General features: G+C 67.0%; 7 protein-coding genes and 2 pseudogenes. 2 read left to right on the top strand and 7 right to left on the bottom strand.

Translation table 11 applies throughout. The features are described from left to right. Positions 1–42: 42 nt before the first annotated feature. The 5 genes and pseudogenes from ACIQNG_RS38925 to ACIQNG_RS38905 form a co-directional block, all read right to left on the bottom strand. Positions 43–453 (bottom strand): annotated as a pseudogene (locus ACIQNG_RS38925) (Scr1 family TA system antitoxin-like transcriptional regulator); the annotation flags it as partial. 482 nt (positions 454–935) lie between these two features. After that, complete coding sequence (locus ACIQNG_RS38920; protein WP_401441159.1) at positions 936–1481, bottom strand: hypothetical protein; 546 nt, start codon at positions 1479–1481, stop codon at positions 936–938. Positions 1482–1798: 317 nt separating this feature from the next. Beyond that, on the bottom strand, positions 1799–2218 hold the full coding sequence (locus ACIQNG_RS38915; protein WP_401441161.1) for a hypothetical protein: 420 nt from the start codon (positions 2216–2218) through the stop codon (positions 1799–1801). 908 nt (positions 2219–3126) lie between these two features. After that, positions 3127–5637, bottom strand: a complete 2511-nt coding sequence (locus ACIQNG_RS38910; RefSeq protein ID WP_401491943.1) for a hypothetical protein — start codon at positions 5635–5637, stop codon at positions 3127–3129. Then, on the bottom strand, positions 5570–6952 hold the full coding sequence (locus ACIQNG_RS38905; protein WP_401491940.1) for a hypothetical protein: 1383 nt from the start codon (positions 6950–6952) through the stop codon (positions 5570–5572). The genes ACIQNG_RS38910 and ACIQNG_RS38905 overlap by 68 nt, the downstream gene beginning before the upstream one ends. Here ACIQNG_RS38905 and ACIQNG_RS38900 point away from each other — a divergent pair. Then, the gene (locus ACIQNG_RS38900; RefSeq protein WP_401491938.1) at positions 6915–7823 is read left to right on the top strand and encodes a hypothetical protein; all 909 of its coding nucleotides are present in this window, start codon (positions 6915–6917) and stop codon (positions 7821–7823) included. The two genes, ACIQNG_RS38905 and ACIQNG_RS38900, sit on opposite strands and share 38 nt — an antisense overlap. Before the next feature lie 187 nt (positions 7824–8010). Further along, on the top strand, positions 8011–11547 hold the full coding sequence (locus ACIQNG_RS38895; RefSeq protein WP_401491935.1) for an NB-ARC domain-containing protein: 3537 nt from the start codon (positions 8011–8013) through the stop codon (positions 11545–11547). Between the two features lie 90 nt (positions 11548–11637). Here the strand turns inward: ACIQNG_RS38895 and ACIQNG_RS38890 are convergent. Then, a pseudogene (locus ACIQNG_RS38890) lies at positions 11638–11931 on the bottom strand (hypothetical protein); the annotation flags it as partial. Positions 11932–11979: 48 nt separating this feature from the next. Next, positions 11980–12213 (bottom strand): hypothetical protein, encoded by a 234-nt coding sequence (locus ACIQNG_RS38885; protein WP_401491933.1) that lies wholly within the window; start codon positions 12211–12213, stop codon positions 11980–11982. Between the last annotated feature and the right edge of the window lie 270 nt (positions 12214–12483).

Genomic DNA, 12483 nt, shown 5'->3' with positions numbered 1-12483 from the left:
GTCACCCACAGACAGAAGTCGACAAGCCGTCACAACCGGTGCTCAGCAAGCGAACCCGCCCACCTCGGCACTTCTCAAAGACCCTGGGCTCCGGGCGCGGGCGGCATCGCCGTAGACGGCCATCTCGGCGAGGCCGGCGAACGCCTTGAGGTAGTCGGCGAGCTCACGGGGTTGGGTCACCTTGATCTCCGCTGTGAGCGTCTCCACCACGACGCTGGTGTCGTCGTGGACGTAGAAGGCTTCCAGTGGCCAGACGGTGCGCTGCGCGGTGAACGGGATGATGCCGAGCGAGAGGGATGCGAGCGGCATCACGGTCAGGAGGTGGCGCAGTTGGCCGCGCATGGCTTCGGGCTCGGCGGTGCGGAAGCGCAGGACCGACTCCTCCATGAGGACGACGTACCGGTGCCCGCCCTCGTAGCAGGGCGGCCACCGGGCATGTCTGGGCAGGACGGAGCGTCAGCTCGGCTCACCGGGGGGCTTGTCCTGACCGCGGCCGTGCTGCGGACCACCCGGTTCAGCGACGCCGCTGTCACCCGGCTCCGCGCCGGGGGGATCACGGGATCCGGGGCGAGGCGTCGCCCGGCTGTCCCCGCTCAAGCACAGGAATCTGAACGTCTCGGGCCCTGCGGCTTCACCGCCACCGCTCCGGCCGGCGGCGGGCGGCGCCCGCTGCGGGACCCGGCCGCTCCCGTCCCCGAGGACGGGGACGGGAGCGACGGCTGGGCAGGTGATGCCCGGGAAGGTCCTGGGCTGAAGCGGCTATGAGCGGGCGGCCCGGCGCGCTGTGCGCCGGGGTTCCGTCACCCGCCTGGTGAGGACCGGCTGTCCGCTGTGCCGGATCGGGCGGGTCGCCACCCGTGGTGGGGGTGTGCCGGCCGGACGGGAGACGAGGCGCGCAGGGGTGCCGAGCGGGTACCGCGTCAACCGGGTCAGCGTCAGGTCCGCGGGGGAAGCCTGATCCCGGCGATCTGGTCGAGCGTGCTGTCGTTGCACGTTTTCTGGATGATCGGCACATTCGTGCCGATGCTCTGCGGGTTCTGGGCCTGGACGCACAGGCCGGCAGACGTCTGGATCCCGTTGTTGACCGGCCGGTTCCTCCGGGTGAACTGCTGGAGACGCCAGGACCAGTCGCAATTGACGGCATAGATCCGCGTGCCGCTGACTGTGGGGTTGCTGGGGTCGAGGGTGAGGCAGGTGCCGGTTTGGAGATGACGGATCAGGAACTTATTGCTGTTGGGAACCCACTGGCCCAGGAACGTCTGGGCCCGGGATTGGTTGCAGGGGTTCCCGACGAACGGGATCTCTCCCTGCGAGTCCGGGGCCCCGGGTTCGAGGCACATCATGGGGTACACCGTGACAGGAGTCTCCCAATCTTCCGATGCTGCGGACGCGGGGCCCGTGGCCGAGACCGTGGCCGCCAGCGACGCCGCCACGGCCACGACCGCCAGCGCACGGCGGCCCGCTGTCAGAGCAGAACCCATGATCGCCTCTCTTTCTCCGGGGAATCTGGCTGCATGCCAGAACGCAGAACGTAGCGAGGCTCCCAGGGCCCCGGAATGGCCACGGCGTCCGTTTCATACGATCGGATGACCATCGGCCGGGAAACCTCGAACGTTCATGCAAACGGTCCTTTCCGCGAGAATGGCCGACAACAGGCCGCCGGACCCCCGCCTCACCCGGATTCGCGTTCTTCGCCGCCATGACCGAGACCGAGCGGGAGAACAAGGGCATCGCTGGGCAGCAGCCCACGGGCCCCCGGGCGCAGATGTGTGTCCGGGGCCCGCGGTCTGGCCGGGGGTCAGCTCTCGTGGTCGTGCGGGTCGGTGAGCCAGTTGACGACTTCGGTGTCGGTCATGACGATCGCCTGCGTCTCGTGGACGGTCCTGTCGTGCTGGATGACGTGGAAGCGGCCGGGGTGCCCGGTCTGCTTCGGGGCGCGCATGGCTACGGGTGCGAGCCTGCGCCAGGTGTAGGCGGTGAACCGGGCCAGGATGACCGTGGCGAACTGCTCGCGGACCTCCGCACCGAGGACACTGGCGGGGCGCCCGTCGAAGATGACGTGGACGCGGGCCGCGCGTCCCGCCCAGAGGGCGTCCTGGAGCGCGGTGATGGCCGGGGACGTGGCCGGGTCGTCGTTCTGCCGGAACGTCTTCCAGTAGCGGGTGAGCTCCCGCACGGTGGCGTCGGCCTCGTCGGGTGCGACGATCAGGCGCGGCACGCCGTCGAGGTCGCCGTCGAGGTCAAGGCGGCGCTGGAGTTCGGTGGCGAGGCCGGTCAGGGCGTCGTGGATGCCCGCGATGTTGCCGCGGTGGGTGACCGTCGGCAGCGACTTGGCCCACAGGTGGGAGATCCGCTTGGGGTCGAGGACCAGGGCGTGGGCGCCCTGGTGGAGGAACTGGGCGGTGAGCGAGCGCAGGATGGTGGTGCTGCCGCCTCCGGCGCCGGTGCAGACCAGGACGTGGGGGGGGATTCGGCGTCCAGGTCGACGGCGATGGGCTGTCCGGTGGTGCTGATGCCGATCAGGGCGGTGCCCTCGGGCAGCGCCTCTATCTGCTCGCGCAGGTCGGGGGCGTAGAAGCTCAGCATCAGCGGGACGAGACCGTAGCCGAGCTCACCGCGTTCAAGGAACTCGCCGTCTCACGCTTGGCCGCACAGCACGACGAGATCGTACGTCTACGGGAACAAGCCGCAGCCCTCGGCAACGTCCGCCGCCTACCCGCCACCCGCCCCGGAACAGCCCCGTACAGATCGTGCAGCTGAACCTGAGGTCTTCCGAGTGCCCGGTCACGGCGAGGGACACAACGGTGCGTCCTGCCGCGTTCCTCGCCGTCCGTCCCTGCAGACGATGGCGACGATGTTCTTCTTCTCGGGCTCGGTCCGCGATGGGGCCAGCACGGGTGCCCGCTGGTCGTTGTCGGTTGGGCCCTTGGTCACTCTTGGAATCATGACTGTGCAAGTCCGTGGTGAGCTCGACGACCATGCGTCGGCCGTCATGGCGAACAGATCGTCGTCGCTCACTTCCAGCCTCTTCAGCAGCTTGCTCAGTACATGGGGATCATCCCCATGTACTGGGCGACAGAGGTCGTGCAGGAAAAGAGGAGGCCGCCCGCAAGACGAGATCCGGCCTCAGTCCCATGCGGGGTCTGGGCAGCTTCTCTCCGGCAGCTCCCCGGAGAGAGCTGTGCGTTCGTCGGCCGTGAGCTCCCGGCCAACGACACCGCAAAGGTGTTCCTTCCAGAGCGCGGAGTCGATCCGGAAGAGCGTTGGCAAGCGTCCGGCGTCGGGGGCGTCGTCGTACAGGTCTTCCAAATCGTCCTCCACCGGTATGCTCAGCAGGGTTCTGCCGTCCTTGGTGGCTTCCTGGAAACGCTGGACCCTCGAGAACACAAAGGTGTCCCGGTACTCGGGATCGTCGGCCCGGAGACGGACCATGGTGTTCTCGTAAGCGAGGAAGAATTCGGATCCGCCGGAGGACCCCATGGTCCAGCGATGGGGCTCGAGCGGTCCGAACGGCCCCAGCACCTTTCTCGGCGGTGCCCCCTTCTCCACGGACCAGACTTCGACGACCCTGCCGGTGGTGAGCACCGCCATGTAACGCGTGTCCGGCAGATACTCCGCGGTAAGCAGGTCCTCGGCGAGGCAGATGCGCTGCTTCCGGTCCTCCAGTCCCGTCCGCAGGTCGATTGTGTGTACGTCGGGCTCTCCCTGCACACTCACAGTGACATATGCCGAGTCCGGATGGGCCCCCATGGTGAAGAACGGGGCCTCGGCGCTACTGAGCCGAAGGCTGGGAAGTTTCACGGCGGACGAGAGTCGGCGCCCTTGCCATGCGTCCCAGTACTCGAGAACCGAACCTGACAGGGTGACCACCCTGTCGTCGCTCTGGAACATGATGTCGATCGTGCCCGGTTCTCCGGTCCCTTCGTCGAGAGGCGGCGCGGACACGGAGAACTGGCTGATCCGGCGCAGGGAGGGCAGGGCGCGCACCGTGATCCTGTTGTGGTCCGAGACATCCGCCACCAGGGTTTCCTCCCTGTCGGTAACAAGCGGCTGCTCCTCAGTGGGCGGTGTTCCGGGAGTCTCGGCCCGGGCGAGCGTACTCGCCCCGGGCCTCGTCTCCACGATGCGGAGCGCTTTACCACCATCGCTGCGGACCAGCATCCGATCACCGTCACCGAGCAGCACAGGATACCCATGTGCCGACCTGGAGGGACCGACGGACATGCTGACTCCCGTGACCGTGCGGCCCTCGGCGAACGGCATCACGGTTTCCGCCCCGGACATCAGGAGAGGCAGGCGTTCGACGCCGATCGAAGTGGAGAGTTGCTGACGGGCACCAGCCGTTCCGGCGCCGCGTCGCCGTGGACCGCAATTCGGAACCAGCCACCCGAGTCGTTCGTGTTGTCCTCGACGACGAAGTAGCGGCTGGTGGTGTCGAACTCCGGCTCCTGGCAAGACGACCGTTTGAGCCCTTGGCTGCGGAGGATTCTGCCGTCCGACACCCGGATGGCCTGGTAAAGGCGTGACCTTCTCCCCCATCTTCTGGCAGACGACAGCCGTTCTCCCGTCCCAGGAGACCTCAGGAATGGAGTAGAAGTCATGGGCCAGTTCACGGACGGACCCGGTGGCGACATCAATGGCCAGCAGAGAGGAGCGCTCTCCCCCTCCCGATTCGAATTTGAGCCCCTTCCACGCGACCAGGGTTCCGCTGTCCGCGCCGAACCAGATCCAGCGCACATCGGTGATGGACCCCGGTACTTCGTGAGGACGGCCGCTGGAGAGATCCCATACCGGGAGGGGCAGTCCTTCGGACACCTCGGAGGCTTCCACCAGGAACCGCGAGTCGGGAGAGAACCTGGATCTTTTGACTGCGAGGATGGCGCCTTCCTTGTTCCGTGCCTGTGCATGCCGGAGCAGGTGGGCCGGGCCTGCCAGGTGCTTCCCGGAAGTGGTCACCTCGTGCCAGGCGAGGAGCGCGTCGGCTTCGCGTAAGTAGGCGATTCTCCGGCCGTCGCCGCTCACCTGAGGGTTGCGGACTTTTCGGCCCAGCCGCAGGTTTTCCTGTCGCACTCGTCCGTCGTCGGAGCGGAGGAACAGGGTCGCGCGGCCGCCCACGGTGGTCACCAGGGTCACCTTGCCGTCCGCGCTCATACTCGCCTGGTCGATGTCGGAACCCAGTCCGGACAGGACCCAACTTGCCTTCATCATTTCCGAGTACCGTCGCATCAACGCGTTGCGGGCCTCCTGCGTCGGGGAGGTGTCGTAGCCCGCGATTGCGGCCAGAGCGGCCTGGGCAGGGTTGGTCTCGGCCAGTTCGTCCGCCTGCACTGCCAGCGTCCTGGACCTGCCTTCCGCTGCCCGTTCCCTGCTCACCTGGGACTCCTGGACGAAGAAGACGCTCAATGTGGCGATGAGTACCAGAGCGAGGCTGACGGCAGCCCATGCCCATCGGTTGCGCCTCTGCCGGGCACGGCGCTGTTGTTCCAACGCGTGGCGTTGCCGGCCTGCGAGGTCGAGGAAGTCGGTCTCAGCCGCCGTCAGTTCGTCGGTGCGCCCCGCGAGTCGGCTCTCAAGAGAAACGAGATGGGCACCTCGTGGCAGGAGCTCGTCGGCACAGCCTTCTCTCCCAGCGTTCACGGTCGTGCTGCAAGTCCGTGCGCGCGGCGAGGAAGACCCGGTCCTCGCGCACTACTTCGGACAGAGTCGGCCAGGCCGTGATGAGGGCCTCATGGGCGAGTTCCACACTCTCCGGCACTCCGGCGCCGCCGTGGAGTACCAGCAGACGCTCGTCCTTCCCGGCGAACAGCACGGCCAGGCGCCAGCGCTGGTCGCCGGCCTCCGCCCTGGTCAGCACCCGCCGCAGTGCGGGGGCGCCGCTGCCCGGCACCACTCGCACCAGTCCAGCGAGGAGCCGCCGCGCGTGCGTGATGGTTTCCGTGGGGTAAAGGGTCTCCGGGGTGTCTGCGGGGTCCGGGGAGCCGGTCCCGGTCACGGACAGGACGTATTTCCGCCATGCCTCCTCCGCGTGCCTGCGCAGTGCGCCGGAGACACCGCCGGCCCTCTCGTACGCCTCGACCCTCAGGCGGCCGCCCGACTGTTCCTCCCACAGGTGCCGCAGGACGAAGGAGAGCAGGGGGAGGGCACCGGACTCGCTGCCGACGTCCTCGAGGATGCGGCGGGCCAGCCCCGGTTCGTAGGAGACATTGGGGACGCGGTCCACGGGGCGGGTGATGACGGCGTGCAGCTGCTCCCGGGTCATCGGGGTCAGCGGCAGGACGGCTCCCCGTTTCAGCACCGGGCCGAGGTGCTCGTGGCTGAGGACTGCGTCAATGAAGTCGGCGCGCAGAGTGAGCAGCACCCGCATCCCAGCGATGCGCCGAGCGGGGAAAAGCACCGACAAGAGGGCCGTGAGGTCCCCCTCGGGCAGGTCGAGCAGAGCCTCGGCCTGGTCCAGTAGGACGAGGAGGTCGGTGGTAGCACTGCCGGTGAGCCGGTGGACGGTGTCCGCGAGGCCCGCCCCGGTCAGCCAGGTCACGACCCGCTCGACGCCAATGGCGCGTGGGGGCCCGAACCGTTCCTGCCTTGCCAGTTCAAGGAGCTCGACCGCCACGGCACCCACCGGACGGGAGGTGCGGCCGCAGTGGACGACCACCACCTCGTGGCCAGCACGGCGCATCACGGGCGCCACCCCCGCGAGGGCGAGAGAGGACTTGCCGCACCCGGAGGGCCCGCACAAGGTCACCGCCGCGTGGTCACCGCGCAATGCCCTGACCACGGACTCCGTGTCCTCCTCGCGGCCGAAGAAGACATCGGTGTCCTCCTCGCGGAAGGGCTCCAGGCCACGGAACGGTGTCGGGGCCAGGAGCGCGCCGGCGAGAGCGGGGATCTCGTCGGCGAGCGCCCCGAGATGCAGCATGTACGCCTGCTGGTCGTCGCGTGCCCACACCGTCACCGACATCGGCTTCCGCGTCGACGACTTCGCACCCGAGGGACCGATCCGCTTCTCGTTCGTCTCCCCCTCCTGGGAGATCCCCTACAGCGCCGAGTTCACCGACCAGGGCCTGGTCTACTCCCCCGTCGGCGACGACGCCCTGGTGAGCGTTCAGCGCACCGCGCTGCCCGCCGCCGACTGGATCAACCAGCACAAGCCGTACCGGTACTTCGCCGGCGACCGCATCCTGACACCCGACGACCGCCTGCACGCGCCCCGTACCGACCTGCCGCCCTTCGACCTGTCCCTGCTGGCACCGCTGGAGTGGGACGGGGTGAACATCCAGGCCGAGTCCATGGACCCCGAGCGGCTGCCGCACACCGTGCAGTACTACATGTACCGCTACCTGAGCGAGCAGCAGCACTTCGACGTCCTGATCGACGACGACGGCTCGAACGAAGTGGCCGACCTCGTCGGTATCACCGCCGACGACAAGGACATCACCATCACCCTCGTGCACTGCAAGTACTCCCACGAACCGGCTCCCGGCCACCGCGTCATCGACCTGTACGAGGTGTGCGGGCAGGCCGCCCGCGGCGCCAAGTGGCGCGAGTACGGCATCGAAGCGCTGCTGCGCACCCTGTACAACCGCGCCGTCAGATGGGCCGCCCGCAATCCCGGCAAGAGCCCCTACCTGCTCGGAAGCATCGACGAGCTGTACCGTATTCGCGAACGCGCACTCCAGCTACGGCCCCACATCAACACCGTCATTGCCCAGCCCGGGCTCTCGGCAGCCGTGTGCAGCAGCGAGCAGCAGCACCTCCTCGCCGGCGCCCACTCCTACGTCAAAGCGCTCACCAAGGGCACCTTCACGGTGTACTGCAGCCCGTAGCACGAACCTCGCCGCGCGACGGGCGGCCGGGCCGATGCCGGATCTTCCTGTGGTGCAAATACCGCGCTTCTTGAGCGCGGTCGGCCCGGGCTGGCACATTGTGCTGCACCGCTCGCAGGGCCAGCTGAGCACCCGATGGCCCAGCTGCCGAACCGTCAGGACGAGAATCTCGGAAGCCTGACGGTGCATGGCGGCGTCGGTGAGTGTTCTGGCCCGCGAACGCGGCATGCCCCTCATCGAGGCCACCGAGGCGAATACTGCCTGTCATCGGCGTTGTGACAATCAGAAGAGGTGGGGTTTGAGACGTCTGGGGTGGAAGAGGGTTGTGGGCGGCCTGGTTCTTTTGGGTCTGCTGGTGTTCCTTGCATGGAAGATCGTGCGTGAGGGATGGGGTGCAGGAGACCAGGTCGCCAGCGTCATCGGGGGCGTGTTCCTTCTGGGCTCGGCAATCATGGTCAGGCTCGGCTGGCCTGCAGCGTCGCCCGCGCCCATCACGTCTGGCCCTCTGGTCGTCCCAGACGGGTGGGTGGACCGGGCGGAGGCCGACCAGGTGGTTGCTGCTGTCCTCGCACGCACCCGGCGGCGCTGGCGAGGGGGTGATGCGGTGGCCACCACTGCCGGTCTTCATGGCGCGGGCGGTTTCGGCAAAACGACACTGGCCCGGTTTGCCGTCGCCCAGCCGAAGGTCGGCAAGAGATTCCCTGGCGGGATCTGGCTCATCACGATCGGTCGTGACGTCCGGGGCAGGGCCGCGATCGCAGCCAAGGTTGCCATGGAGATGGCACGTATCACGGGGGTCGAGTCTGCAGTCGGCGACGATCCGGAACAGGCCGGCGCTCAGCTGGGCAAGCTCCTTGCCTCGCTGCCGCGGACTCTGCTGGTGATCGACGATGTGTGGGAGGAGGAGCAGCTGCGGCCGTTTCTCATCGGTGCGGAACGGCAATGTGTCCGCCTAATCACCACACGCAACCCGAGAGTGCTTCCCGCTCATGCTGCGCGGATCACTGTGGACCGTATGACGTACGGGCAGGCCCGCCTGGTCCTGACGAAGGGATTGCCGCATCTGCCGGAGCAAGCGGTGGTCGACGATCTTGTCGAGGCGACCGGTCAGTGGGTGCCTTTGTTGCGGATCGTCAACCGTGTTATGCGCGAGCAACTGTCGACGGGGGCTGATGCGGATACTGTCGGGCGGCGCCTTTTGGAACGGCTTCGTGTGCACGGGCCTGCGGCCAGCGATCCTCAGAAGAACTTCGACCTCGACGACACGGACGAACGGAACAGGGCCGTGCGAGCCAGTCTCGCAGCCGCCACCGAACTCCTTCCTCCCGATGGGGAGCACAGGTTCGCAGAACTTGGAGTCTTCGCTGAGGACGAGGCCGTCCCGATTGCGATGGTAGCTCGCCTGTGGGAAGGGGTGGCCGGTCTCGACGAGACAACCGCGCGCAGCCTGTGCAGGCAGATGGCCGATCTGTCCCTGCTCAGTCTCAACTCCGGCATCCCTGGCGGGACGGTGGCCCTGCACGACGTGATCCGCGATCATCTCCGGGCAGAGCTATCAGCTCGACTGCCCGCGGTGAACGCCGCTTTCCTCGACGCCGTCACCTCTGCCGGCGAGGGCGGACCTGCATGGTGGACTACATCTCACGAGTACCTGCAGAACTTCCTCATAGCCCACCTGATGGACGCGGAGCGCACCCCGGATGCGGTCGCCGTCGCCACGGATTTCCGCTGGGTCAGCATGCGGTTGCACCACCATGGCCCCACCGCACCTCTTCGAGACCTCTCCCTGGTCCCTCATGCTGATGCAGCCGCTCTCGCTTCTCATCTGGAACGTGCCGCGCACCTCCTCACCCCTACCGCACAACCTCAGGCCCTCGATGCCGCGCTGCGCAGCCGCGTTCCTGGAGGTGCGGCGTGGCTGGCGGCAGCCGACGCGGTCTTGTCAGGGCCAGCACTCGTAGACCGTTGGACAGCGCCTGATCTGCCTAATCCTGCGCTCCTGCGGACCCTTACACATCAGGCACCCGTTGAGAAGATGACCTGCAGCCCTGACGGGGCGCGCCTCGCCACCATTGAAATCAGTGGCCGAGTTCGTGTCTGGGACGCATCAAGCGGGGCGCAAGTATGCGAACTGCCGCGTCACAACCGTATGAGGGAGGTGTCGTTCAACAACGGTGGAACGCATCTGCTCACCGTCGATGACCATGGCATCGTCTACGGCTGGGATCTTCCTACCGGATCGGAGCTGCACCAGTTCTTTGCAGGTGAGTACCGTGTTGCCGCCTTCAGTGCCGATGGTTCTCGTCTCTTCACCGGGCTGGAGCATGGTGCAGTGGCAACTTGGGAGACGGTCACCGGGGCCAGACTCAATGAGTTTCAGGTGTCCAGAACCAGAACAGGTCGGCTTCAGGTGAGCCAGGACGGCACGACGCTGGTCCTGTCCATGCGTGGCGGCTTGCGTTCCTTCTCCTGCGACGCAGGTACAGGCAGCGGTCTGCAGCCTCTGCGGGGCCGGCCTGTGGCGCTCGCAGCGGACGGGGCTCACGTTGCTACAACCCAGGGGCGAGACGTGGGCATCTGGAGTACGCCGTCCGGCGTGCGTCTATATGAACTTCGCGACTGCCTCGACGTCACCGTGGCAGCGTTCAATGCCGACGGCACGGCACTTGCCGTCGGGAACCATGAGGGCGTCGTGGAGGTGTGGGACCTCGGGACGAGGACACAGGTCCACCGCTTCCACCATGGATCGCGGTGCTCATCGCTGGACTTCAGCCCGGACGGCCTGAGACTCACAAGCGCCAGCATGGACAGGACGGTGCGGATCTGGGACCTCGCCGCCAGTTCGCCTCAGCCGCAGGAGATCTCTGTCGGTGTGGCAGCGGTCTCCGCGGATGGATGCCGCGTCGCCACTGTGAGCCGTGAAGGATTCTCCGTCTGGGACGCTGTGAGCGGCGTGCAGGTCCAGCGCTTCGCGAAAGGCGACGGAGTCACCGGACAGGAGCTGCAGTTCGCCCCTCCCCTTTACGGAGATCAGGCCGACCTGCTCTCAGCAGCTTTCACAGCGACAGGCATTCGCTTCGCCGCGGCCGCCGACCGCGAGACGGTGGGCGTGTGGAACGCCGCTGGGGCGCTGCTTGTACAACTCACTTGTGCTGAACCGCTGGAGAAGGTGGAACTCAGCCCGCCGGGAGAGCTTCTGGCTACGGTCGACCGGCAGGGGACCATCAGCATCTGGGAGACCACCAGCGGCATCCAGAAACATCAGTTGCCTCACCGTAGAACTCAGAGACTCGTCTTCAGTCCAGACGGATCCCGCCTCGCCACATACGATCCCAATGACGGCATCCGCGTCTGGGACACCGCGTCGGGCACACAGGTCACGCACCTGGGACGCCGCTCGGCTCGGGCGTTGGCGTTCAGCCTCGACAACAGTCAGCTGGCCATCACCGATGGTCCCGCCGGTTTTCGAGTCGTGGACATCGCCGCAGAAGCCATCGTTCACAGGTTCCGCGGCACCAGGGCCAGGGCCGCAGCCTTCAGCCCTGACGGCAAGTACATCGCCAGCACAGCCGACAGCACGATCTCCGTCTGGGACTCCACAACCGGCGAACCCCTCACCAGCATGCGGGCCGACAGCGACCTCGAATCCGTGATCTGGCATCCCAACAGTCGAGCCCTCTACGTGGGCGGCCGTGGCATCCTCGGCTACGAATTCATGATATAGACCGATACAACGCGTCGCGGGAGATGAGCGATGACCCTCTCCTTGCTGAGAGGGCATACGGCCGACAAGCCGATGCTGCCGCCCATCCGGCTAGCAGTGAGAAGGGGCCCCAGGTTCGCCTGGGGCCCCTTCTCGTCCACACGTGACTTCCCCAGCCATGTTCTGGGAGAGGGTGGCTTCGATGCCGGCACGGATCGCGTACCGGCACTGCTGGATCTCGTGCAGTTCGCGGGTGGGCAGCAGCGCGAGCGAGCGTGGACCGCTGACGGCGTTGGTGCACTGCGGGCGGACGGGACAGGCCAGGCAGGTGGCCTTGTCGAACTTGATCTGGATGTAGTCGTGTCCGCTGATGCGCAGGGTCCGCCACTCGCGGCTGAGGTTGCCCTGGGGGCACGTGGCCCGGCGGTGGTCCCAGTCGCCTGTGAAGACAGCCTAGTCGGACCCTGCCTCGCTTTTCGCCTGGTGACTGTGGTCGGGCACGACCGGGCCGAGCAGGGTAATGCCGTGCACCTGATCGGCCCGTTCGATCTCCGCGGGGCTGACGTAGGCGGCGTCGACCGCGTGCTCGGCCGGGATCAGGTCGATCGCCGCGAGGGCATCGTGGATTTGGGCGGTGAGCGCGCCGTCCTGGACCGGGGCGATCGTGGTGGCCGCGTGCACAATCACCTCCGGCAGTTCTGACGTGCACGTTTCGGTGAAATGGGTGCGGTAGCCGGACCAGACGGTGTCTCCTTACGTTGTTCCTGGGGTTGATTCCGGAAGCTCCTATAGATCGTCAAGCGGTCTGTAGGAGTTGGTTCTGTGGGATGTTCATGCTGGTCAGGTACTTGTAGACCTCACACGCGATGAAGCGTTTGAGGCAGCGGAAGATGTCCTTCTTTGACATGCCTTCGGCTGTGCGCCGGGCGACGTAGAGCCGCGTGCGGGGGTCGTAGC

The sequence above is a fragment of the Streptomyces sp. NPDC091377 genome (assembly GCF_044757045.1).
Lineage (GTDB): Bacteria > Actinomycetota > Actinomycetes > Streptomycetales > Streptomycetaceae > Streptomyces.
This window is presented reverse-complemented; position numbering and strand designations above follow the sequence as displayed.